Origin of the sequence: Jiangella alba (genome assembly GCF_900106035.1) — a bacterium.
In the GTDB taxonomy this organism is placed as follows: Bacteria; Actinomycetota; Actinomycetes; order Jiangellales; family Jiangellaceae; genus Jiangella; species Jiangella alba.
Genome location: NZ_FNUC01000003.1, coordinates 658152 through 681878 on the forward strand (window position 1 = coordinate 658152; position 23727 = coordinate 681878).

23 protein-coding genes and 1 pseudogene are annotated in these 23727 nt (G+C 73.9%); 11 read left to right on the plus strand and 13 right to left on the minus strand.

Going from position 1 to position 23727, the window contains the following annotated elements; genetic code table 11:
- The first annotated feature begins 51 nt into the window (after positions 1-51).
- The 4 genes from BLV02_RS05750 to BLV02_RS05765 all read left to right on the plus strand — a co-directional run bounded on the left by BLV02_RS05750 (position 52) and on the right by BLV02_RS05765 (position 3716).
- Positions 52-735 (plus strand): response regulator transcription factor, encoded by a 684-nt coding sequence (locus BLV02_RS05750; RefSeq protein WP_069113177.1) that lies wholly within the window; start codon positions 52-54, stop codon positions 733-735.
- Positions 736-739: 4 nt separating this feature from the next.
- The gene (locus BLV02_RS05755; protein ID WP_069113178.1) at positions 740-2029 is read left to right on the plus strand and encodes a sensor histidine kinase; all 1290 of its coding nucleotides are present in this window, start codon (positions 740-742) and stop codon (positions 2027-2029) included.
- A gap of 73 nt (positions 2030-2102) precedes the next feature.
- The gene (locus BLV02_RS05760) at positions 2103-2666 is read left to right on the plus strand and encodes a PepSY domain-containing protein (protein WP_069113179.1); all 564 of its coding nucleotides are present in this window, start codon (positions 2103-2105) and stop codon (positions 2664-2666) included.
- Positions 2667-2735: 69 nt separating this feature from the next.
- Complete coding sequence (locus BLV02_RS05765; RefSeq protein ID WP_069113180.1) at positions 2736-3716, plus strand: WD40 repeat domain-containing protein; 981 nt, start codon at positions 2736-2738, stop codon at positions 3714-3716.
- Positions 3717-3722: 6 nt separating this feature from the next.
- Here BLV02_RS05765 and BLV02_RS05770 read toward each other — a convergent pair whose 3' ends face one another.
- From BLV02_RS05770 to BLV02_RS05790, 5 genes are read right to left on the minus strand one after another with little or no spacing between them, the layout of a single operon-like run.
- Positions 3723-4598 carry an SDR family oxidoreductase gene (locus tag BLV02_RS05770; RefSeq protein WP_069113181.1) on the minus strand — a complete coding sequence of 292 codons (876 nt, stop codon included), beginning with the start codon at positions 4596-4598 and terminating at the stop codon, positions 3723-3725.
- Between the two features lie 38 nt (positions 4599-4636).
- Entirely contained in the window at positions 4637-5077 is a 441-nt protein-coding gene (locus BLV02_RS05775) for a nitroreductase family deazaflavin-dependent oxidoreductase (RefSeq protein ID WP_069113182.1), read from the minus strand.
- On the minus strand, positions 5040-7148 hold the full coding sequence (locus tag BLV02_RS05780; RefSeq protein WP_069113183.1) for an iron ABC transporter permease: 2109 nt from the start codon (positions 7146-7148) through the stop codon (positions 5040-5042). Before BLV02_RS05780 ends, BLV02_RS05775 begins: the two co-directional genes overlap by 38 nt.
- Positions 7149-7161: 13 nt before the next feature.
- On the minus strand, positions 7162-8166 hold the full coding sequence (locus BLV02_RS05785) for an ABC transporter substrate-binding protein (RefSeq protein ID WP_069113184.1): 1005 nt from the start codon (positions 8164-8166) through the stop codon (positions 7162-7164).
- Between the two features lie 34 nt (positions 8167-8200).
- Positions 8201-9034 (minus strand): ABC transporter ATP-binding protein, encoded by an 834-nt coding sequence (locus BLV02_RS05790; protein WP_069113185.1) that lies wholly within the window; start codon positions 9032-9034, stop codon positions 8201-8203.
- Between the two features lie 681 nt (positions 9035-9715).
- Here BLV02_RS05790 and BLV02_RS05795 point away from each other — a divergent pair.
- From BLV02_RS05795 to BLV02_RS05825, 7 genes and pseudogenes are all read left to right on the plus strand, one after another.
- A complete protein-coding gene (locus tag BLV02_RS05795) occupies positions 9716-11278 on the plus strand; it encodes a 3-hydroxyacyl-CoA dehydrogenase family protein (RefSeq protein WP_069113186.1) in 1563 nt (520 codons plus the stop codon).
- 102 nt (positions 11279-11380) lie between these two features.
- Complete coding sequence (locus BLV02_RS05800; protein WP_069113187.1) at positions 11381-12001, plus strand: HNH endonuclease family protein; 621 nt, start codon at positions 11381-11383, stop codon at positions 11999-12001.
- Between the two features lie 78 nt (positions 12002-12079).
- The gene (locus tag BLV02_RS36310) at positions 12080-12778 is read left to right on the plus strand and encodes a hypothetical protein (protein WP_171906808.1); all 699 of its coding nucleotides are present in this window, start codon (positions 12080-12082) and stop codon (positions 12776-12778) included.
- Positions 12768-13490 carry a class F sortase gene (locus BLV02_RS34925; RefSeq protein ID WP_083288937.1) on the plus strand — a complete coding sequence of 241 codons (723 nt, stop codon included), beginning with the start codon at positions 12768-12770 and terminating at the stop codon, positions 13488-13490. The genes BLV02_RS36310 and BLV02_RS34925 overlap by 11 nt, the downstream gene beginning before the upstream one ends.
- Positions 13491-13514: 24 nt before the next feature.
- Positions 13515-13748, plus strand: coding sequence for a hypothetical protein (locus BLV02_RS05815; protein ID WP_053205197.1), 234 nt, complete (start codon positions 13515-13517; stop codon positions 13746-13748).
- A gap of 183 nt (positions 13749-13931) precedes the next feature.
- Positions 13932-15012: pseudogene (locus tag BLV02_RS05820) on the plus strand (IS30 family transposase).
- A gap of 125 nt (positions 15013-15137) precedes the next feature.
- Entirely contained in the window at positions 15138-15884 is a 747-nt protein-coding gene (locus BLV02_RS05825) for an alpha/beta fold hydrolase (RefSeq protein ID WP_069113191.1), read from the plus strand.
- Here BLV02_RS05825 and BLV02_RS05830 read toward each other — a convergent pair.
- From BLV02_RS05830 to BLV02_RS05865, 8 genes are all read right to left on the minus strand, one after another.
- A complete protein-coding gene (locus BLV02_RS05830; RefSeq protein WP_083288939.1) occupies positions 15874-16806 on the minus strand; it encodes a carbohydrate ABC transporter permease in 933 nt (310 codons plus the stop codon). The two genes, BLV02_RS05825 and BLV02_RS05830, sit on opposite strands and share 11 nt — an antisense overlap.
- On the minus strand, positions 16790-17668 hold the full coding sequence (locus BLV02_RS05835; RefSeq protein ID WP_069113192.1) for a carbohydrate ABC transporter permease: 879 nt from the start codon (positions 17666-17668) through the stop codon (positions 16790-16792). The genes BLV02_RS05830 and BLV02_RS05835 overlap by 17 nt, the downstream gene beginning before the upstream one ends.
- Positions 17669-17702: 34 nt before the next feature.
- Complete coding sequence (locus BLV02_RS05840; RefSeq protein ID WP_069113193.1) at positions 17703-19046, minus strand: ABC transporter substrate-binding protein; 1344 nt, start codon at positions 19044-19046, stop codon at positions 17703-17705.
- Between the two features lie 69 nt (positions 19047-19115).
- A complete protein-coding gene (locus BLV02_RS05845) occupies positions 19116-20087 on the minus strand; it encodes a dihydrodipicolinate synthase family protein (protein WP_083288940.1) in 972 nt (323 codons plus the stop codon).
- Between the two features lie 166 nt (positions 20088-20253).
- Positions 20254-20994, minus strand: coding sequence for an amidohydrolase family protein (locus BLV02_RS05850; RefSeq protein WP_069113194.1), 741 nt, complete (start codon positions 20992-20994; stop codon positions 20254-20256).
- The gene (locus BLV02_RS05855; protein WP_069113195.1) at positions 20991-21872 is read right to left on the minus strand and encodes an amidohydrolase family protein; all 882 of its coding nucleotides are present in this window, start codon (positions 21870-21872) and stop codon (positions 20991-20993) included. Before BLV02_RS05855 ends, BLV02_RS05850 begins: the two co-directional genes overlap by 4 nt.
- Entirely contained in the window at positions 21869-22972 is a 1104-nt protein-coding gene (locus BLV02_RS05860; RefSeq protein ID WP_069113196.1) for a mandelate racemase/muconate lactonizing enzyme family protein, read from the minus strand. Before BLV02_RS05860 ends, BLV02_RS05855 begins: the two co-directional genes overlap by 4 nt.
- Complete coding sequence (locus tag BLV02_RS05865; protein WP_069113197.1) at positions 22969-23727, minus strand: amidohydrolase family protein; 759 nt, start codon at positions 23725-23727, stop codon at positions 22969-22971. Before BLV02_RS05865 ends, BLV02_RS05860 begins: the two co-directional genes overlap by 4 nt.

Sequence of the window (23727 nt, forward strand, 5' to 3'; positions counted from 1 at the left end):
GGGAGGGCGATCCGGCCGGATCGCCGCGGCCGGTGCCCTAGGGTCGTCGGCATGGCCCAGGTGCTCGTCGTCGAGGACGATGCGACGATCAGGTCCGCGCTGATCCGCGGGCTGACCGAGCGCGGCCACGCCGTGCGTTCGGCGCCGACGGCGATGGCGGGGCTCGAGCAGGCGGTCGGCGACCGGCCCGACGTCGTCGTGCTGGATCTGGGGTTGCCGGACCTCGACGGGACGGCGATGCTGCGGATGCTCCGCGGCGTCAGCGACGTCCCCGTCATCGTGGCGACGGCACGCGACGACGAGAGCGAGGTGGTCGCCGTCCTCGATGCGGGGGCCGACGACTACGTGACGAAGCCGTTCGGGGTCGCGCAGCTCGACGCCCGCATCCGGGCGGTGCTGCGGCGCGGCGGCGAGGAGCAGCGTGACCAGACGGTCACCGTCGGCGGGCTGCGCATCGACCCGCGCTCGCGGCAGGCCACCCTCGACGACGCCGCGCTCGACCTGACGCCGCGCGAGTTCGACCTGCTGCACTACCTCGCCGCCCGCGCCGGCGAGGTCGTCAGCAAGCGCGAGCTGCTGACGGAGGTCTGGCAGCTCCCGTACGGCGGCGCCGACAAGACCGTCGACGTCCACCTGTCCTGGCTGCGCCGCAAGCTCGGCGAGACCGCGCAGGACCCCCGCTACCTGCACGCCGTCCGCGGCGTCGGGGTGCGGCTGGCCGCACCCGAGGGGTGACGGCGTGCGCCGCCGGCTGCTGGTCCTCGTCGCCGCCACCACGACGCTGGTCCTGGTGGCGTTCCTGGTGCCGCTGGCGCTGCTGATCCGCGACGTCGCCGCCGACCGCGCCGTGCAGGCGGCCACCGTCGAGGCGCAGGCGCTGACGTCGGTGGTCGCGACGGCGCAGGGCGACCCGCTGGCGATCACCGTCGAGCAGGCCGACGCGACGTCCCGGTTCGACGTGACGGTGTTCCTGCCGGACGGCGAGCGGTTGGGCGCCGAGGCGGACCGGACGCCGCTGGTCGAGCTGGCCGAACGCGGCTCCAGCGCGTCCGCCGAGGCCGACGGCGGGCGCGAGATCGTGTTCGCCGTCGGCGGGTCCGACGGCGGCGTCCGCGTCATCCGCACCTTCGTCCCGGACGCCGAACTGCGGCAGGGCGTCGCCCGTGCGTGGCTCGCGCTGGCCGGGCTGGGTGTCGCGTTGCTGCTGGTCGGGCTGGTGGTCGCGGACCGCCTGGGGCGGCGGCTGGTGCGCGGCGCGACGGACCTCGCGGCGGTGTCGCACCGGCTCGGCCGCGGCGAGCTGGACGCGCGCGCCGACCCGTCCGCGCCGGGCGAGCTGGGCGTCGTCGCGACGGCGCTGAACGGGCTGGCCGGGCGCATCACCGACCTGCTGCGCGAGGAGCGCGAGACCATCGCCGACCTCTCGCACCGCGTCCGCACCCCCCTGACGACGCTGCGGATGGACGCCGAGGCGCTGCCCGCCGGCGAGCAGTCCGAGCGCATCGTCGCCGGCGTCGACGCGGTCGACCGGGCGGTCACCGACGTCATCCAGCAGGCCCGGCGGCGCGGCGCGGGGCCCGCGGCGGTGACGGCCGACGCGGCGGACGTGGTGCGCGAGCGGGCCGCGTTCTGGGCGGTGCTCGCCGAGGACACCGACCGCGAGCTGACGGTCGACGTCGCGCCCGGGCCGCTGCCGGTCGCGCTGGCCCGCGGCGACCTCGAGGCGTGCGTCGACGCGCTGCTCGGCAACGTCTTCGCGCACACCCCCAACGGGACGGCGTTCACGGTGCGGCTGGAGCCGCGCGACGGCGGCGGCGCGCGGCTGGTCGTCGCCGACGAGGGGCCCGGGCTGCCGTCGGGGCAGACCACCGGCGTGCTGCGACGAGGCGTCAGCGGGTCCGGGTCGAGCGGCCTGGGGCTGGACATCGTCCGGCGGACGGCCGAGCAGTCCGGCGGCGGCGTCCGCCTGGACAGCCCGGCGAGCGGCGGGCTCACCGTCGTCGTCGAGCTCGGCTTAGTCGCGCGTTAACCGTCGCCCAGCGCGGCGCTAGGGCGGCCGGCGGGAACGTGGTGGCATCGCACCGAACCGGAGGGAAGCCACCATGAACCGCAACCGACTCATCTCCGCCGCCGCTGCCGCGGCCGCCCTGCTCGTCACCGGCGGCGTCGCGTACGCCGTCACGACGTCCGACGACGGCAACGCACCGCGCTCGTCGATCGTCGACGACAACCCGTCGATCAGCGACGTCACGCCGGACGACTCGGCCAGCGCCTCGCCGACCCCGGACGACTCGCCCTCGCCGTCGGCATCGGCGACCCCGGACGACTCGGCCACCAGCGCGCCCGCCCCGCCCGGCGGCGGGGAGATGGGCAGCGGCGAGGCCGAGCAGATCGCACTGGCGCACGTCGGCGGCGGCACGGTCACCGAGATCGAGCGCGAGTGGGAGCACGGCCGGCTGGAGTGGAAGGTCGAGATCCACCTCGACGGCGTCGAGCACGACGTCCGCGTGGACGCGGTCTCCGGTGACATCACCCGCGTCGACGTCGACGACGACCGGGACGACGACCGCGACGACCGCGATGACGACGACCGCGACGACCACGACGATGACGACCACGACGATGACGACCACCACGACGACGACAAGGGCGGCGACCGCGACTGACCCCCGTCCGCGGCGCCGGCGAGCCCCCCTCGCCGGCGCCGCACCGGCTCCGGAGGAGGCTCGGACACCGTGCACCCGGTCACCGTCACCCTCGACGTCGGCGCCCTGCCGCCCGGCCCGCCGCCGTCGGTGCCGTGGTTCGCCGACGGCACGTTGCGCGCCGGCGACCGGGCCGTCGCATGCGCGGAGCACGAGTTCGACGACTTCCGCGCGGCCGCCGTGGCGGGCGGCGTCATCGTCCTGACCAGCCCGTGGGCCGCGGCCGGGGTCGCACGGGACCGGCTGGAGCTGGTCCTGCTGCCGTCCGGCGGCGGCCGCGAGCGGTTCGCCGCCGGCGCGATCGAGGACTTCGCCGTGTCCGCCGACGGCGCTCTGGTCGCGTGGGCCGAGCACGACTGGTCCAGCGAGCGGGTGCCCGGCGCCGGGCCGGTCCGGTCGGTGTTCCGGGTGGCCGACGCGGCGACCGGCGCGCCGCGGTACGAGCGGCGGGAGGCCGGCGCGGCCGGGGCCGGTGTCGTGCGCGGCCTGCTCGCCGACGGCCGGGTGCTGCTGGACGGCGGCGAGCGCGGCCACCTGTGGGATCCCGCGGCCGGCACCGTCACGCGCTGGGCCGACGGCTCACCGGCCGCCGTCTCCGCCGACGGCGCGCTGGCCGTCCTGACGACCTGGACCGACGGGGCCGGCGACGGCGCCGCGGTCGTCGACGCCCCGACCGGGCGGCCGATCCGCGACCTGGACCCGTCCGACGCCGTCGGCCGCGGCGCGTTCTCACCGGACGGCCGGCTGCTCGCCGTGCGGCGCTCGGCGCGGCCGGCCACGCCGCCGGATCGGCTCGTCGTGACCGGCGCCCGCAGCGGCGCCCCGGTCCTGACCGTCGACGGCCTCCGCCCCGGCACCGTCGCCTGGGAGACGGCCGGCCGCCTGGTCATCGAGGTCTGGAACGACGACCGCACTCGACTCGGGCTGGTGCGCTGCTCCGTCGGCGGCGCGGCCGAGCTGATCCGGCCGGTCGGCGTCGCGCCCGCCGTGCCGTTCCTCGGCGGGCTCTGACCGCGCTCAGAACACCGGCTTCCCGCCGGTCACGCCGAGGACGGTGCCGGACACGTAGCTCGCGTCGCGTGGCGAGGCGAGGAACACGAACGCCGGCGCGACCTCGGCGGGCTGGCCGGCCCGGCCGAGCGGGGTGTCCTGGCCGAACGTCTCGACCTTCTCCGGCGGCTGGGTGGCCGGCTGCAGCGGCGTCCAGATCGGGCCGGGCGCGACGGCGTTCACACGGATGCCGCGCGGACCCAGTTCGGCCGCCAGGTTGACGGTGGCGTTGTTGATGGCCGCCTTCGTGCTGGCGTAGTCGAGCAGCGACACCGACGGGTCGTAGGCCTGGATCGACGAGCAGTTGACGACGCAGCCGCCGGCCTTCAGGTGTGCCAGCGCCTCCTGCGTCATCCAGAACAGCGCGTAGAGGTTGGTCTTCATGACGCGGTCCAGCCGGTCCGGGTCGATGCTCTCGATGCCGCCCTCGCGGGCCATCTGATAGCCGGCGTTGTTGACCAGCACGTCCAGCCCGCCCAGCTCGCCGGCCGCCCGGGCGACGACGTCTGCGCAGGCTTCGTGCGAGCGGAGGTCGGCCGCGTACGCGAAGCCCGCGCGGCCGGCGGAGCGCACCAGCTCCATCGTCGCGTCGGCGTCGTCCTGCTCCTCGGGCAGGTACGTGATGGCGACGTCGGCGCCCTCGCGGGCGAAGGCGAGCGCGACCGCGCGGCCGATGCCGGAGTCGCCCCCGGTGATCAGCGTGCGCAGGCCGGTGAGCTTCCCCGAGCCCTGGTACGTGGACTCCCCGTGGTCGGGCACCGGCGTCATGGCGGCGGTCGAGCCGGGCGGCTCCTGCTGCTGGGACGGGAACTCGCGCGGCCGGGCGGTCTGGTCGGTCGTCATGACCGGCCTCTACCCGCCCGGGGCGCGCGGAAACGGCGTCAGTCGGTGAGGCGAGTCAGGACGAAGACCGGGATCACCCGGGTGGTCTTGGTCTGGTACTCCGCATAGTCGGGCCAGACGGCGACGGCGCGTTTCCACCAGAGGTCGCGCTCCTCGCCGGTGACCTCGCGGGCGAGGTAGTCGTGCCTGCTGTCGCCGTCCTGCAGTTCGACGTGCGGGTTGGCCGTGAGGTTGTGGTACCAGACGGGGTGCTTCGGGGCGCCGCCGAGCGAGGCGACGACGGCGTACTCGCCGTCGTGCTCGACCCGCATGAGGGCGGTCTTGCGCAGCTTGCCGGTCCTGGCGCCGACGGACGTGAGGACGATGACGGGCTTGCCGCGCAGGGTGGTCGCGGTGGTGCCGCCGGACTCCTCGTACTTCTCCGCCTGCTTGCGGGCCCAGTCAGACGTGCTCGGTTCGTACTCTCCGATGAGGGGCATGTCCACGCCAACCCGGCCGCCGCGGCGCGGTATTCCCCCTGGTCCGGGTGCGGTACAGCAGCCAGACGAAGTACGGGGCGCCGACGATCGCGGTGACCAGCCCGGCGGGCAGCTGGGCCGGCGCGATCACCGTCCGGCCCAGTGCGTCGGCCAGGCAGACCAGCGACGCTCCGAGCAGCGCGGCCACCGGCAGCATGCGCCCGTGCCGCCGCCCGACGAGGGCGCGGGCGGCGTGCGGCGCGACCAGCCCGACGAACCCGATGACGCCGACCCCGGCGACGGCGGCGCCGGTCAGCACGACGGCGCCGGCCAGCAACGCGAGCCGGGCCTTCGGCACGTGCACGCCCAGGATCCGCGGCGTGTGGTCGTCGACGGAGAGCAGGTCCATCGTGTGCCGCATGCCGTAGAGCAGCGGGACGGCCAGCGCGACGGCCAGCGCCATCGGCACCAGGTGCTCGAACGAGCGCCCGTACGTCGACCCGGCCAGCCAGGTCAGCGCCTTGGTCTCGTTCCACGGGTCGGTCAGCGTGATCATCACGACGATCAGCGACTGCGCGGCCGCCGACACCGCGACGCCGATCAGCACCAGCCGGTCGCTGGCGAAGCCGCCCCGCGCGGCCAGCGCGAACACCAGCGTCGCCGCCAGCGCGGCGCCGAGACCGGCCGCGCCGGCCAGCGCCCAGAAGCTCGCGCCCGACACCAGCGTGATCATCGTGACGGCGCCCACGCCGGCGCCGCCGGCCACGCCGATGATGCCGGGCTCGGCCAGCGGGTTGCGCGCGACGGCCTGGATGATCGCGCCGGCCAGCGCCAGCGCGGCGCCGGCCAGCAGCCCGGCGGCGACGCGGGGGAGGCGGGTGTCCATGACGGTGCTGACGATCGGCCCGGCCTGCCCGGACAGCCAGTTGACGACGTCGCCGAGCAGCAGGACGGAATCGCCGAGCAGGGTGGCGCCGGCGGCCGCCGCCACCGTCACGACCGCGACCGTCGTCAGCACGGTGCCGAAGCGCCGCCCCGTCACGCCGCCGCGCACTCCCGCGGCCGGCGGCTCGCCGACGGTGTCGGACACGCGGATGCGCCGGGCCAGCGTGATGAGGAAGATCGCGCCGAGGATCGTCGTGATGACGCCGGTCGGCACCTCCAGCGCGCCCTGCGACCCGATCGCCGCGCGCAGCCCGACGTCGGCCGCGAGCAGCATCAGCACGCCCGTCGCGGCCGACACCGGCAGCAGGACGGCGTGCCGGTGCAGCCCGGGCACCACGGGCGTGGCCAGCCGGACGATGGCGGGCGCGGCCAGGCCGACGAAGCCGATCGGTCCGGCCAGCGTGACGGCGCAGGCGGCGAGCAGGACGGCGAGGACGATCGAGCCCGCGCGCACGCGCCGCACGTTGACGCCGAGCATGCGGGCGTGGTCGTCGCCGATGAAGACGAGGTCCAGCTTCCGGCCGAGCAGCAGCAGCCCGGCCAGGACGACGGCGACCACCGGTGCGATGGTGCGGATGCCGCCGAGCCCGTTCTGCCCGAGCGAGCCCTCGCCCCACGCGAACAGGCCGCGCGTCTCCTCGGAGAACAGGATGATCAACGCGCTGGTCAGCGACTGCAGCGCCAGCGCGATGGCGGTGCCGGCCAGCACCAGCCGGACCGCGCCGGTGCCGCCGAGCCCGGACAGCGCCAGCACCAGGGCCGCCGCGGCCAGCCCGCCGGCGAACGCCAGCCCGGCCGCGCCCAGCAGCGGCAGCGTGAACCCGGCCGTCGCGGCCACCACCAGTGCCAGGTGCGCGCCGGCGTTGACCGCCAGTGTGTCGGGCGAGGCCATGACGTTGCGCGACACCGACTGCATGACGGCGCCGGCCGCGCCCAGCGCGACACCGACGACGACCGCGGCCAGCAGCCGTGGCAGCCGCGAGGCCAGCACGATCGCGCCGGCCTCGTCGCTGCCCTGTCCGGTCGCCCAGCGCAGCACCTCACCGGCGCCGACCTGCGCGGTGCCCTGCATGAGATGGACGACCGCCAGGCCCGCGATGAGCACCGCGAGCCCGGCGGCGACCAGGCCCAGGCGGCCGGACCTCACGAGAGGGACCGCCTCAGCCGAGCGCGTCGACGGCGGCGTCGACGTACTGCATCATCGACGTCGGGCCGCCGAACTGCCAGAGCGAGTCGGGGAAGCGGACCACGTTGCCGGACTGCACGAACGGCAGCGAGTCCCAGATGGCGTTGCCGGCCAGGATGTCGGCGAACGGGTCGCCGCCGTCGTTGGCATTGGCCATGTACCAGAAGCGGACGTCCGCGGGCAGCGCCGTCAGGCCCTCGACGTCGGTCTGCGCCAGGCCGTAGGCGGGGTCGCCCTCCAGCCCCCACGGGTTCTCCAGGCCGATCTCCGCGAACACGTCGGAGACCAGCGAGCCCTCGGCGAACGGCCGGATGCTGACGGAACCGGCGTCGGCCCAGCCGTCGGCGAACGCGACCGGGTTGCCGGTGGCGCCGGCCTCCTCGACGGCCGCCTTGCCCTCCTCGACCTTCGCGTCGAACTCGTCACGCAGCTCCTGGGCGCGGTCCTGGGTGCCCGTGAGCTCGGCGATGAGGTCGAGGTTCGAGAACATCTGCGCGATGTTGTCCTGCACGTCGCCGCCCGGGATGACGACGACCGGCGTGGTCGCCTCGACCTGCTCGATCGCGCCCTCGATCAGGCTGTCGGTGACGACGACGAGATCGACGTCGAGGGTGGCGAGGGTGTCCATGCTCGGCTCGCCGCGGGTGCCGATGTCGGTGACGGTCTCGTCGAGCGGCGCGCTGCTGACCCACGAGTCGTAGCCCTGGATGTCGGACACGCCGACCGGCATGACACCGAGCGAGACCAGGTTCTCGACGGCGTTCCACTCGGTGGCGGCGACCCGCACGGCGGGCTCGTCCAGCGTGACCTCCACGCCGCGGGCGTCGGTGACGGTGATCGGCTCGCCGTCGCCAGTGGTCTCCTCGCTGGTCGACCCGGCCTCCGTGGGGTCGTCGGACGCCTCCTCCGTCGTGCCGCAGGCGGTGGCGAGCAGCACGAACGCGACGGACAGGCCCGCGAGGGCGCGCGCTCTTCTCATGTGGGGTACCTCGTGATCGGTGGGTTCGAGTGGGTCAGACGGTGGCGCGCGGGCGGACGTCGTTGTGCCGGCCCACGGCGCGGGTGGAGATGCGCCCGTCGACCGGATCGACGTCGACGTCGACGCGGATGCCGTACGCACGGCTCAGGTTCTCGGGGGTCAGCACCTCGTGCGGCGCGCCGTCGGCGGTGACCGTCCCGCCCTCGAGCAGCAGGACGCGGTCGGCGATGGCGGCGGCCTGGTCGAGGTCGTGCAGCACCAGGCCGACGCCGATGCCGTGGTCGTCGGCCAGCTCGCGCACGACGTCGAGGATCTCGATCTGGTAGCGCAGGTCGAGGAAGGTCGTCGGCTCGTCCAGCAGCAGCAGGCCGGTGTCCTGGGCGAGGCAGCTGGCCAGCCAGACCCGCTGCGCCTGCCCGCCGGACAGCGCCTGCACCGGGCGGTCGGCCAGCGCCTCGATGCCGGTCAGCGTCATGGCGCGGGCGATGGCCTGCTCGGCGCCGGGGTCGCGGCCGCTCCAGCGGGCGCGGTGCGGGTGGCGGCCGTACTCGACCAGCTCGCGCACGCTCAGGCCGCCCGGCGTGCTGCGGCTCTGCGCCAGCAGCGTGACGCGGCGGGCCAGCTCGCGCGGGTCGAGGCTCAGCACGTCGGTGCCGTCGTCGAAGCTGATCGCGCCCGTCGTGGGGAGGTGCAGCCGGGCCAGCGCCCGCAGCAGCGTCGACTTGCCGCTGCCGTTCGGCCCGATCAGCGCCGTCACCAGCCCGGGCCGCAACTCGATCGTCGCCGCCCGCACCACCACGTCGCGCCCGTACGCGAGGTCGACGCCACGCGCGGCGAGCCCGTCGGGCAGAGCAGACGAAATGGTCACGGCGCCAACGTAAGGTACGCCTAAGCTAATCCGCAAGCCACCGCTCCTGGCTGATTCGTCACGTCGGAGCACGTTGTCGGCGCCCGCCCGTAGGGTGGGAGGCCCTCCCGGCCGGGCGGGGACCGTACTGCTGGCGAGCAGCGCCGCGTTCGGCGTCTGGGCAGGTCACGGGGAGTGCGTCGACCGGCGTGGGCGTCCAGGCCGACGCCTTGCTTGGGTGGAGATGCGGCCTCGGGCGGTGCCGGCGTGCTGTACCCGAGGGGCGGTCGCTGCCGGGTCGCGTCGGCCCGCCTCGCGTGTGGTTCGGCGCGCTGGTCTGCCTCGCGCGCGGCCCGCCTCGTGCGGCCGGCCTTGCGCGGCCGCCCTTGCTCGCGGCCCGTCTTGCGCGCAGCCCGTCTCGCGCGGCCGGCCTTGCGCGCGGCCTCGGTTCGCGCGTGTCTGTCGGTGCCCGCCCGTAGGGTGGGAAGCCCTCCCAGCCGGGCGGGGACCGTACTCCGGCGAAGCGGCGATCACACCCGCGGCGAAGCGGCGACCACACCGGCGACCACACGCCAGGCGCAGCTGCGGCCACACGCCCGGCTGAGCGGCGACCACGCACCCGGCCGACGCGCCGATCACACCTGCGGCGAAGCGGCGACCACGCACCCCGGCCGACGCGGGCCGGACTCTAGACTGCGCCGCATGGGTGCGCAGATCGCCACGGTGGGCGTCGTCGGGCTGGGGACCATGGGGGCGGGCATCGCGGAGGTGTTCGCGCGGGCCGGCCTGAACGTCGTCGGCGTGGAGCGCGACGACGCGGCGCTGGCCGCGGGTCGGGGACACGTCGACACGTCGACGGGGCGGGCGGTCAAGCGCGGCAAGCTGACCCCCGAAGAGCAGGCCGCACTGATCGCGCGCATCGAGTTCACCACCGACCTCGCCGCGCTGGCCGCCGCCGACCTCGTCGTCGAGGCGGTGCCGGAGCGGCTCGAGCTCAAGCGCGACCTGTTCGGCCGGCTCGACGGCGTCGTCGGCGCCGGCACGATCCTCGCGACCAACACGTCGAGCCTCTCGGTCACCGAGATCAGCGTCGCCGTGTCGCACCCGGAGCGGGTCGTCGGCCTGCACTTCTTCAACCCGGCGCCGGTGCAGGAGCTGATCGAGGTCGTCCGCACCGTCGTCACCGCGCCGGAGGTCGCCGACGCCGTCACCGGGCTCGCGCGCCGGCTGGGCAAGACGCCGGTCGCGTGCGGCGACCGCGCCGGCTTCGTCACCAACGCGCTGCTGTTCGGCTACCTCAACCGGGCGGCCGCGATGTACGAGAGCGGGCACGCGAGCCGCGAGGACATCGACGCGGCGATCACGGCGGGGCTCGGCTACCCGATGGGGCCGCTGGCGCTGCTCGACCTGATCGGGCTGGACACCGCCTACGAGATCCTGGGCACGATGTACCGGCAGGGCCGGAACCGGCTGCACGCGCCGGCGCCCGTGCTGGGCGAACTGGTGACGCTGGGGTTCCTGGGCCGCAAGTCCGGTCGCGGCTTCTACGACTATTCGGGGATTGACGGTATCGGCGCGAGCTCCGCTGTGGTCACCCCCGAAGCGGACCGGGCCCGCCGCGTCGCGTTCCTCGACCCGTCGCCCGGACCGTTCGCCGACGCGCTCGCGAAGGCCGGCCACGACGTCGCCGGGGCCGCCGGCGCCGCGACCGCCGAGCTCGTCGTCGCGCCCGGCGACCCGGACACGTTCGCCCGCGTCGCCGCCGACACCCCGGCCGGCGCCGTCCTCGTGGCCACCGGCACCGGGCCGGTCGTCGCGAGCGCCGCCGCCAGCGGCCGCCCGGCCGATGTCGTCGGGCTGCACCTGGCCGGGACCGGCGGCGCCGTCGCCGAGGTCGTGCGCACCGTCGTGTCGGCGCCGTCCGCCGTGTTCACGGTCGCCGCCGTCGCCGCGTCCGCCGGGCTCACGCCCGTCGTCTGCGCCGACCGCGCCGGCTTCGTCGTCGACGCGCTGCTGGTGCCGTACCTCAACGACGCCGTCGCGATGCTCGAGACGGGGTACGCGTCGGCGGCCGACGTCGACACCGCGATGCGGCTCGGCTGCCGGCTGCCCGCGGGGCCGTTCGAGTTGCTGGACGGGCTCGGGCCGGCCGCCGCGCTGGCGACGCTGGAGCGGCTGCAGGCCGAGGTCCGCGAGCCCGGCCTGGCGCCGTCGCCGCTGCTCAGCCAGCTGGCGACGACCGGCCTGCGGTTCGCCGACCTCTGACCGCGGGGTGAAATCCGGGTGAAGGAGCGGCGGCGCACCCTGGTGCACTCCGGACATTCTTGACAGTCTGGGTGACCCCCGGCCAATCAGGAGGTCACCGCCATGCGCCGAGCCGTCCTCACCCTTCTCGCCACCCTCGCCGTCCTCGTCGGGCTGGTCACCGCGGCCCACGCCTACCCGCCGGACCCGCCGTCGCCGTCGGAGTCGGCCACGCAGCTCGACCAGCTCACCGTCGCCGCGCCCGGGTCGAGCGACGGCTACTCCCGCGACCGGTTCCCGCACTGGAGCCCGGCCGAAGGCAGCTGCAACACCCGCGAGATGGTCCTGGTCAGGGATGGTTCCGGCGTCGAGACCGGCGCCGACTGCTATCCGACGGCGGGCCGCTGGTACAGCGTCTACGACCAGGTCTGGATCGAGGAGCCGCGCGACGTCTCCGTCGACCACATGGTGCCGCTGGCCAACGCCTGGCGCTCCGGCGCCAGTGAGTGGACCGAGGAGCGGCGCGAGGACTTCGCCAACGACCTCGCCCGCGGCCAGCTGATCGCCGTCACCGCGTCCAGCAACAGCTCCAAGGGCGACAGCGACCCGTCCGAGTGGAAGCCGGCCAACCAGGGATGGTGGTGCTACTACGCGCGGCACTGGACCGACGTGAAGCACGACTGGGACCTCACCGTCACCGGCGCGGAGAAGTCCGCGTTGAGCGACATGCTGGGCACCTGCTGACAATCCACGCCCATCGCGCTATAACACTGTGGGCCGTGCTCTCGTCAGCGGCCGGGAATCGTCACGCCGGGGGGCGTCGTGCGACGACTGCGGGTGTTGCCGGCCACGGCCGCGGTGGCGCTGCTGCTGGCCGTCGTGCCGGCCGCTGCCGAGGACGATCACGACGACGACGGCGACCACGGCGACTACGGACGCTGTGCTGACCTGGGCGGATCGGACGTCACCGGCAGCGACGCGATCAGGGCGTCGCTCTCCCGCGGCGACACCCGGCTCAGCGTGACGGTGCGCGACCAGCGGTACCGCATCACCGCGGTCGGCGTGCGCGGCTGGGGCGACTACGTCGTCTACACGGCGGCGCCGTTCACCGGGCTGACGGCCGAGCCGCGGCCCAACGACCGGCCGAGCGAGATCGACGACTGGTTCGTCTGCGCCAGGCTCGTCGGCGGCGAGCCGGATCCGCCGGACGACGACTGGGTCACCCCGACCGCGACCCCGACGCCCACCCCGACCGCGACCCCGTCGCCCACTCCGACACCGACACCCACGCCCACCCCGACGCCGTCCCCGACGCCCACCCCCACCCCCATGCCGACCGAGACCGCGACGCCGACGACCCCGCCGGTCCCGGTGCCGACGGCCATCCCCGCGGGCGGTCCGGCGGCGGGTTCCGGGGCCGGGCCGGACGACCGCGGGCCGCTGCCGTACGTCGTCCTCGGCGCGGGCAGCGGGCTGGCCCTGGCCGGCTGGGCGCTCAGCAGGAGGCGGCGTGCCGTCTGACCTGCCACCCCCACCGCCGCCGCCCGTCCCTCCGCCTCCGCCGCCCTCGTCCGGCGGCACACCGTCCGGCCCGGCCCGCACGCCGCCCCGGCACCGCCGGCCGCGACCCCGGCTGCTGCCGTGGCTGGCCGCGCCGGTGCTGCTGGCGCTGGCCGCGTGGTGGGGCCTCGACCAGCTCGACGGCGGCGAGCGGCCGGCCGCGGCGATCACGCCGGAGCCGTCCGGCACGTACGACCCGTACGAGCAGTCCGCCGTCCCCGGCGAGCCGGTCGGCCGGGCCGAGGGCCGCTACGACCTGCTGCTGCCGCTGTCCGGGGCGCGGGCGCCGGTGATCGAGATCGGCGGCGCCGAGGACCGCGTGCTGCTGCCGCCGAAGGACCCGCTGCTGGCCGGGTGGTGGCGTGACGGCGCGGCGCCGGGCGCCGAGACCGGCACCGCCGTCATCGTCGGCCACGCCGTCGAGGGTGGCGAGGCGGTCTTCAACGATCTCGCGGACCTCGCCCCCGGCACCACGATCCGCGTCAGCGGCGAAGGACTGAACCGGTGGTACCGGGTCGGCTCGGTCGAGACGATGTCGCCCGAGCAGCTCGCCGCCCGCGCCGACGAGCTGTTCGCGCAGGACGTACCCGGCCGGCTCGCGCTCGTGACCTGCACGGACTGGGACGGGACGGCGTTTCGCGCCAACGTGGTCGTGACCGCAGCGCCGATGTGAACCGCGCGTGTACGACCATGGAGTGTGCACGAGAGCATCGAGTCGGGCCCCGACGGCGAGTGGGTGGTCCGCCGCATCACCGGCAGCGCGTCGACGAAGGCGTACCGGTGTCCGGGCTGCGACCAGCTGATCCGCCCGGCCACCCCGCACATCGTGGCGTGGCCGACGGTCAGCCTCTCGTTCACCGGCGAGGGCATCGACGAGCGGCGCCACTGGCACACCGGCTGCTGGCGCTCGCGCACCACCCGCCGCCGCTAGACCGGCGCAAGTCCGGCTGCTGGAGCACGGTCCCCGCCCGGCTGGGAGGGGCCTTGACGTAGGGGGCGGGCACCGACAGACTCGGCGGCACGAGTTGATCATGGAGAAGGTCGGCTGGATCGTGCGGCGTGTTCAACCGGTTGTTGCAACGGTGGTGGTTGCTGGTCGGGAGGATGTGCGTTCGTGGCTGGGAAGCGGTTGACGGAGTTGGAGCGGGTGCGGATCGAGGTGTTGTGGTCTTGGGGGTGAGTCGATCCCGGCGATCGCGGCGTATCTGGGGCGGGATCGGTCGACGGTGTGGCGGGAGTTGGAGCGCAACAACTCTGGCCGGCATGGGGTGAAGCATCCGGGTCGGCGCACCTCACGCGCCAGCGGGTTGGGTGGGGTGTATCGGTGGGGCTACCAGGCCGGGTGGGCGCATCGCCGGGCCCGGATCCGGGCCCGGCGGCGTCGGCCGGTGAAGTGCCGCCGTGGTGGGCCGCTGCGTGCGTTGGTCGTGGCCAAGCTGGCCCGGCGTTGGTCTCCGGTGCAGATCGCGGCATGGTTGAGGCGAGAGTTTCCCGACCGGCCGGAGATGTGGGTGTCGCACGAGACGATCTACCAGGCGATCTATGTGCAGTCACGGGGGCAGTTGCGTGCGGAGCTGACCCGGCAGGTCGCGTTGCGGTCCGGGCGCACCGAACGCCGCCGGCGCGTCCAGCCCGCTGGCGCGGTGCGCTCGGCCCGGCCGTGGATCACCCCGGACCTGCACATTTCCGCTCGCCCGGCCGAGGCCGCGGACCGGGCCGTGCCCGGGCATTGGGAAGGTGACCTGCTCATCGGCGCGCGCGGCTCCTCGGCCATCATCACCCTGGTCGAGCGGTCCACCCGCTACGTCATGCTCGGCGCGCTCCCCGACGGACGGACCTCACCTGCCGTCATCGGCGTTCTGGCCACCCTGGCCGGCCGGTTGCCCGGCCACCTGGTGCGGTCGCTGGCCTGGGACTGCGGGTCGGAACTGGCCGAACACGCCACCTTCGCCGTCGCCACCGGCTGCCCGGTCTACTTCTGCGACCCGCACAGCCCCTGGCAGCGCGGCTCGAACGAGAACACCAACGGGCTACTACGCCAGTACTTCCCCCAAGGCGTCACCAACTTCACCACCCTCACCCAGGCCGACCTCGACACCGTCGCCCACGAACTCAACGGCCGCCCCCGCATGACCCTGGGATGGAAGAATCCCGCCCAGGCGCTCAACAAGCTCCTCGTTGCAACAACCACTTGAACCCGCCTGCCGGGATGGCCGACCTTCTCCATGATCAACAGTGCGCGGGGCGGGCCGACGGGTCGTGGGCGGCTCGAACACCACCGGCCGGTGCTCGTGCTCCCGCCGCCGCTAGGGTCGACGGTATGAGCCTGCCGCTCGTCCTCGTCCACGCGTTCCCGCTGACGCCGGCGGTGTTCGACGACCTCGCCGGGCGGCTGACCGGCACGACGCTGATCCGCCCGGCGCTGCGCGGCTTCGGCGGCCCGGCGCTCGGCGACGCCGAGCCGTCGGTGGACGTCTACGCCGACGACGTCGCGGCGGGGCTGGCGGCCCAGGGCGTCGAGCGGGCGATCGTCGGCGGGCTGTCGCTGGGCGGGTACGTGACGATGGCGCTGCTGCGACGGCACCCGGACCTGGTGGCGGGCGTCGTCCTGGCCGACACCAAGGCGAGCGAGGACACCGCGGAGGCGAAGGCGAACCGGTTGCGCATGGCCGACGCGGTCGAGCGGCACGGCAGCCGGGCGCTGCGGCCGATGCTCGACACGCTGCTGGGCGAGACGACGCGACGCGACCGGCCGGACCTCGTCGCGCGGGTGCGGGACTGGCTGGACGCCGCCCCGCCGGACGGCGTCGCCTGGGCGCAGCGCGCCATGGCCGCGCGCCCGCCGTCGTTCGGCACGCTGCGCGAGGCCGCCGCCCGCGGCCTGGCGCCGAGCACCGTCATCGTCGGCCGCGACGATGACGTCACCGGCCTGGACGAGGCCGGCGCGATGGCCGCGGCCCTCGGCGGCGTGACGGTGCACGTCGTCGACGGCGCCGGGCACCTCAGTCCGCTGGAGCACCCGGACGCCGTCGCCGAGATCGTGCGGGAGACGGTCGTCAGCCCTTGATCGCGCCCGCCGTCAGCCCCTTCGTCACCTGGTTCTGCAGCAGCGCGAACACCAGCAGCACCGGCACCACCGTGATCATCATGCCGGCGAACAGCGTCACCCAGTTGGTGCCGTAGTCGGCGGCCTGGCCCAGCTGGAACAGCCCGAGCGGCAGCGTCATGCGGTCCGGCGAGTGGATCAGCACCAGGGCGTAGAAGAACTCGTTCCAGTTCTGCAGGAAGCTGATGATCGACACCGACGCCAGGCCCGGCCCCATCAGCGGCAGGATCACCCGCAGGAACGTCCGCACCGGGCCGGCGCCGTCGACGGCCGCGGCCTCCTCGAGCTCGCCCGGCAGCGTCTTCATGAACCCGACCAGCACGAACACGTTGAACGGCAGGTTGTATGTGGCGTACACCAGCGCCAGCCCGAGCCGGCTGTCCAGCAGCCCGAGGTCCTGCATGGTCATGTACAGCGGGATGAACGTGACCATCCACGGCACCATCAGGCCGAGCAGGAACACGCTGAGCACCAGCCCGCTGCCGCGGAACGGGATGCGCGCCAGCGGGTACGCGGCGAGCGCGGCGAGCGCGACGCCCAGCACCGTCGCCGACACGCTGACGATGACGCTGTTGCCGAAGAACGAGCCGACGTTGGCGCTGGACCACGCGTCGGTGTAGTTCTGCCAGCGCCATTCCTCGGCGATCGTCCACGGGCGGGTGCCGATGAACTCGCTGTTGGTCTTCATCGACACGTTGAAGACCCAGGCGAACGCGCCCGCCGTCGAGAACGCGAACGCGCCGAGCAGCAGGTAGATGATCAGGTGGAACCGGCGGAACGGCGCGCGGTCGCTGCCGGGGCGGCCCCCACGGCGACGACGCGACGACGGCGGCGTGGGCGGGCCGGCGGACGGCGCCGGGCGGACGTCAGTACTGGAGCTCATCGCGCTTCATCACCTTGTTGACGATCTGGGTCACGACCAGCATGATCACGATGAGGGCGACGCCCATGGCGGCCGCGTAGCCGAATTCGTAGCGTTCGAACGCGACCCTGTACATCAGCGTCCCGACGATCTCCGTCGAGCCGTACGGCCCGCCGTTGGTCATGATGAACACGAACGCGAACGCCTGCATCGTCTGCACGATCCACAGCACGACGAGAATGCGGAACAGGTCGCGCAGCATCGGCAGCATGACGCTGCGGAACAGCCGCCACTCGCCGGCGCCGTCGATGCGCCCGGCCTCCAGCACGTCCGGTGGCAGCCGCTCGAACCCGGCCGACAGCAGCACCACCCAGATGCCGATGCCGTGCCACACGGTCGTGAACGCCACCGCCGGCAGCGCCGTCGACGCGTCGCCGAGCCAGGTGCGGGCCAGCGCGCCGAGGCCGAGGCCCTCCAGCGCCGGGTTGATCAGCCCGAGCGTCGGGTGGTAGATGAACTTCCACATCAGCGCGACGACGGCCGCGCTCAGCACCACCGGCGCGAACACCACGAACCGGAAGAACTTCTCCCCGTGGATGCGCTGGTTCAGTGCCCACGCGATGGCGATCGCCACCGGGAACAGCATGCAGCCGCCGACCAGCGTGAACAGGAACGCGTTCTTCAGCGAGTTCACATAGCCGGGGTCGTCGAACAGCCGCGTGTAGTTCTCGACGCCGATGTAGCTGGAGTTGCCCGTGCGGGTCCACTCGGTGAACGAGATGTCGATCGTGCGCACCAGTGGATAGAGGAAGAACACCCCCAGCAACAGGAGCGCGGGCAGCAGGAACGGGATGATGATGCGGCGTTGCGCGGCTCGGTGCATCGTGACTCCTCTCGTCCTGCCGCCCGCGAGAACCCTAGTTGCCGTGCACCCGGCGCAGCCCCTCGTCGAGCCGCTCCAGCGTCTGCTGGGCGTCCTGCTCGCCGAAGAGGAGCCGGGCGATCTCCGGATAGATCACGTCCATGGCCGGGCTCTGCGTGATGCCGTAGTCGCGCGGCTCCAGCGCCTCGGCCTCGGAGATGACCTGGTCGATGCCGGGGATGCCGGGCGGGCTGGGGACGTCGACGACTGCGGATACCTCGCCGATCTCCTCTGCCCGCCGGGTCTGGGTCTCGACGCTGGTCAGCCGGCGCGACCACTCCAGCGCCAGCGGGATGTTCTCGCTCTCGGCGGCGATGGAGATCTCCTGCAGCGCCGCCATGACGGCGCCCTGGTCACCCGCGGCGCCCTCGACGGACGGGAACGGGACGACGCCCAGCTGGAAGTCGGGCGGGATGACGTCGGCCATCTCGCTGACCAGCCAGGTGCCCATGAGGATCATGCCGGCGTCGCCCTGGAAGAACTGCGCCTGGGCGGCGGTGAAGTCGGTGCCCTCGAAGCCGGTGAGGAACGCGCCCTCGTCGCGCAGCTGCTGCAGCTTCTCGAGGCCCTCGAGGAATCCGGGATCCTCGGTGATGTGGCCCTCGCCGCCGGTGAGCACGGCCCGCGCCTTGTCGTAGCCGACGGTGCGCAGCCACAGGTGGTCGCTCCACATGCCCATGTACGGCTCGAACAGCCCGGTGACGGCGATCGGGTCGACGCCGGCGGCCTTCAGGGCCGTGTTGGCGGCGAGGAGGTCGTCCCAGGTGCGCGGCGGCTCGATGCCGAGCTCGGTGAACAGGCCCGCGTTGTAGAACAGCACGTGCAGCGACAGCTCGGACGGGATGCCGTAGATGCCGCCGTCGGACGGGTTCTCCATGAAATCGCGGACGGTCGGGCTGAAGCGGTCCAGCCACGGCTCGCCGGTCTCGGGGTCGTCCTGTTCGAGGTACGGGCGCAGGTCGAGCAGCGCGCCGTCGTCGGCCCACACCGTCAGCGCCGGGTTGGTGCCGTCGAACATGCCGTAGTCGACGTCGAGCGGGTCGCCGGAGCGCCAGCGCTGCTCGATGCCGGGGCGGGCGTCGGTGTTGGCGAACGTCAGGGTGACGTCGGCGCCGTCGTAGTCGGCCTCGAGGCCGTCGGCCAGCTCCTGCAGGATCGCCAGGCCCGGCGTGCCTTCGGCCGACAGCACGCCGACCTCCAGCGGGGAACCCTCGATCTCCTCGTGCCAGCTCCCGGCCTCGGGGCCGGTGTTCGCGGTGTCGTCGTCGCCGCCACCACTGCACGCGGCGAGCGCAAGGCACCCGGCGGCGAGCGGGGCGACGAATCGTATCGTCTTCATGTGCCTGCCTTCCGTGGGTAACTTCAATATTTCGAAGATAGTTGCGTCAATTCGGAGAATTTACTCCGGTCAGCCGAGATGCGGAAGCATGGCGTCGAACTCGGTGAGGAACCGGTCGACCATGCGGATCTCCTCGGCATCGAGCCGGTGACCCGGCTCGCGGCAGTACGGGTCGGCGAACAACCCGCGGCGCGCCGAGATGAGCTTCTCGGCCGCGATGATCAGCTCGGTGTCGAGCATCCAGTACGAGATGTAGGGCAGCAGGCGGCGGTGCAGCTCGTCGCCGCCCGCGTGGTCGCCGGCCTCGTAGCGGCGCCAGATCTCCACGTAGATCTCGGTGAACGAGCAGCCCGGCTGGGTGCCGACCGCGCCGCGGCGGAACGCGTCGGGCAGCTGCACGCCGGCGTAGCCCTCGACCGACGGCAGCGGCGGCTCCGCGGCCGCCAGCTCGGCGATGAGCCGTCCGGGCGGGGTCGACTCCACCTTGACCAGCCGCAGGTTCGGGTGCTCGCCGGCCAGCTCGCGCAGGGTCGCCGCGTCGAGGCTGGTGCCGGTCTCCGACGGTGCGTACTGCAGCACCACCGGGGTCGGCGTGACGGCGGCCAGGACGGCGCCGACGTGCTGGTGGATCGCCCGCCGCGACGGCGACAGGTAGTGCGGCGGGAGCAGGTTGATGAGGTCCGCCCCCGCGTCGACGACGGACCGCGCGCGCTGCGCGGCCAGCCGGGTCGCGTGGTCCTGCACGGCGATGATCGCCGCGACGTCGGCGCGGTCGCGGGTGCGCGACAGCAGCACGTCCGTCAGTTCGGCCCGCTCGCCCTCGGAGAGCTTGTGGTACTCCGAGGCGAAGCCCGGGAACATCACGCTGCTGACGCCGGTGCCCAGCACGTAGTCGACGACGCGGCCGAAGCCGGCCACGTCGACCGCGCCGTCGGCGTGGAACGGCACCTCCAGCACCGGCGAGACGCCACGCACCAGATGTGCCGCATCGGCGGTCGTGATGCCTCCGTCCGGTGTCGGCCGAGTGTCCAGTGCTGCCATGCCGCCCCTCCGGGTCCGCTTAAGTTTCGACATTTCGAAATCATCTTCTGTATATAGAGAGTAGTTGACGCAGTCTGTGCTGTCGAGACCGGCGCCCGCCGGGATGCGCCGGACGGTCAGGCGGGTCCAGGGCACCCTCGACCGTGCGCCCGGGCGCGAGCCGTGGTCACGGGCCGGACGCGAGCAGCCGGCCCAGCGTGCCGCCGAGCACGGCGGTGCGGTCGTCGTCCGGGATCGGCCAGCCGGTGATGCGGGCCAGCTCCGCCTCCGGCGCCGTGTAGGGCGCGTCGGTCGAGAACACCAGCCGCCCGGCGCCGATCTCAGGGTCGCGGGCGAACTCCGAGAGCACGGTGTCCCACGGCGCGTAACAGGTGTCGCCGTACAGGTTCGGCGCGTGCCGCAGCGCCGGAGCGGCGTCGATCCAGAAGTCGGTCGCGCCGCTGCGGCCCATGACGAACGACAGCTCCGGCCAGCGCTGGGCCAGCGACGCCAGCGGCAGCGGGACGGCGTGCGGCGGCGTCCCCGTGCGCACGTAGACCAGCCAGCCGGACTCCTGGGCGAACGCCAGCAGCGGGTCGACCAGCCCGTCCAGCAGCTCGAACCCCTGCAGGGCGGCGTCGACGGCGAGCGCGCGGGCGCCGAGGTCGCGGGCCCGGGCCAGCTCGGCGACGGCGTCCGCCCCGGCCCACGGGTTGGCGACGGCGTACGCGACCAGCCGGCCGTCCGAGGCCGCGGCCGCCGCCGTCGTGAGATCGTTGCCGGCGCGGTTGTCCCAGGCGGTGGCGTACTCACCGGGCGCGACCAGCGCACGGTCGATGCCGAGCCGGTCCATCGTCGCCGTCAGCCCGGCGACGTCGAGCGAGGCGGACCGGCCGGGTCCGAGGCGCACGTGCGCGTCGATGATCACGAGGTCTCCTTGATGGACAGGCCCAGCGCGCCCAGCGCGTCGGCGTGGATGATCTGCTCGATCACCTCGTCGGGGATCCGCGGCAGCGCGGTGCCCTCGGTGATCGCGTTGACCCGGCGCAGGCCCGCCATCGCCTCGCCGGTGTTCGCGATCGGGAAGTCCGAGCCGAGCAGCAGCTTGTGCGCCGCGCCCCACTCGACGGCGGCCAGCAGCGACTCGTAGCAGACCCACGGGCGCAGGTAGATGGACGAGACGTCCGCGTACACGTGCGGGTGCTTGCGGATCGTCACCACCGTCTCCTTGCCCCACGGGTGGCCCATGTGCGCCATGACGATGCGCAGCTCCGGGAAGGCCAGCGCGATCTCGTCGGTGACCAGCGGATACGTGTACCGCAGCGGCGCGTGCCGGATGGGGGAGGCGCCCTGGTGGAACAGGATCGGCAGCCCTTCGCGCTGGCAGTAGCCGTAGAACGCGGTGGCGCGCGGCGAGAGCGGGTCGAAGTCCTGGTAGTTCGGGCCGAGCTTGACGCCGACGAGGCCCAGCTCGCGGCACCGCTCGGCCTCCTCGACGGCGTCGGGGCGGGTCGGGTCGACGGACATGAAGCCGACGCGCCGGGCCGGGTCGGCGGCGACGAACGCCGCGGTGGAGGTGTTGGTGTCCTCCGGCCGGTACGGCAGCCCGGTGGCCGCCTCGGGGTCGTCGACGGCGATGTTGAAGACGATCGAGACGTCGGCGTCGGCCATCGCCTCGTCGTAGTCGGCCCACGAGTTCGTCGTCGTGACCGGCCGGTCGGTGCGCCAGCCGGTGTAGACGCGCCGCTCGTCGTCCGGGACGGCGTCGCGGTGCGTGGGGGTGTGCGCGTGCACGTCGACGATCATCGGAACTCCCGCAGCAGGTCGTCTCGGAGGGTGACGCCGAGGCCCGGCTCGGTGCCGAGCCGCACGACGGCGCCGTCGCCGGCCAGCGGCTCGGCCAGGATGTCCTCGGCGTAGTAGTGCGCGCCGATGACGTCCGACGGGATCGCCGACAGCCGCGGCAGCGCGGCCGCGACGTGCAGCTGAGCGGCCGCGCCGAGGCCCAGCTCGCCGTTCGACCCGATCAGCACGTCCAGCCCGGCCGCGTCGGCCTGCGCCGCCATCGCGACCGCCCGGCCGGGGCCGCCGCTCTTGCCGACGTACAGGCTGACGACGTCCGCGGCGCCCGCGTCGACGACCCGGGTGAGGTCGGCGGTGCCGAACACCGACTCGTCCGCGACGACCGGCAGCCCGAGGTCGCGCAGCGAGCGCATGCCGGCGAGGTCGTCGGGGCGCACCGGCTGCTCGGCGAAGGCGGGGCCGTACGGCGCCAGCGCGCGGATCGCCCGCGCCGCGTCGGACCGGGACCAGCCGCCGTTCGCGTCCATGCCGAGGAACGCCTTGTCGCCCACCAGGGAGCGCGCGTGCGCGAACCGCTCGACGTCGCCGTCGACGCCCAGCCCGACCTTGACCTTGAACGCCCCGAACCCGGCGGCGACGGCGGCGGCGTGCGCCCGCTCGAGCTTCTCGCCGTCGCCGGACAGCGACAGCTTGACCGGCACCTCCGTGCGGTACGGCCCGCCCAGCGCCACCGCGAGCGGGACGCCGAGCGTGCGCGCCCACGCGTCCCACAGCGCGATCGAGACGCCGGCCTTCGTGAACGGGTTCTGCGCGAGCGCGACGTCCATCAGCCGTTCCAGCTCGCCGACCGGCGTCAGCGCCCGCCCTACCAGCGCCGGCGCGAGGATCGTCTCGACGAAGTGCCGCGCGGTGACGCCGTCCTCGCCGCTCCAGATCGGGGTGGCGCTGACCTCGCCGAAGCCCTCGACGCCGTCGCTCGTGACGACCTTGACCAGCAGGAAGTCGGAGCGGTCGTGCGCGCCGCGGGCGCCGTGGACCACCAGGTCCGGGTGCGCGGCCAGGCTGACGGCCGCCGTCTGCACGGCCGCGACGGTCGCCGTCATGCGGCGTCCAGCAGCCGGGCGGGGTTCTCGACCAGCATCGCGTGCCGCTGTTCCGGCGTGATGCCCCAGCCGTCGATCTCGCGCACCCGCGCGACCGCGTAGTCCTGGCTGGCCTTGTCCGACAGTCCGGCGTCGGTGCCGAACAGCACCTTGTGCGCCGGCGCCTCGGCCAGGATGGTCCGGGCGGCGTACGGCGGCGTGCCGCAGATGCACAGGTACAGGTTCGGCGTCTCCTGGATCATCGCCAGCGCCTCGCGCCACAGGTCGTGCAGGCCGCCGTGGCCGAGCACCACGGGCAGCCGCGGGTGCCGCCGGGCCAGCGCCGCGAGCTGCGACGGCGTCGAGTACGGCGGGGTGCCGTCGTGGCTGAGCAGGACGCCGCCGGCGCCCTGGACGATCTCGCAGATCGGGTCCAGCGCCGGCTCGTGCAGGCTGAACCCCTGCAGCCACGGGTGCAGCTTCATCCCTTTGAGGCCCAGTTCGCCGAACATCCGCTCGGTCTCGGCGACGGCGTGCGGGTCGCGCGGGGTGACGGTGCCGAAGCCGGTCAGCCGCTCCGGGTAGGCGCGGACGAACGCCGCGAGCTCGTCGTTCGCCTTCGGCGTCGGGTTGAACAGGCCGTCGTGGCTGAGCACGACGGCGCGGTCGATGCCGCTGGCGTCCATGAACTCGACGAACTCGTCCGCGCCGAACGTCGCGCCGCCCAGCCAGCTGACGGTGTTCCACGCCGGCGTGTGGGTGTGGAAGTCGATCAC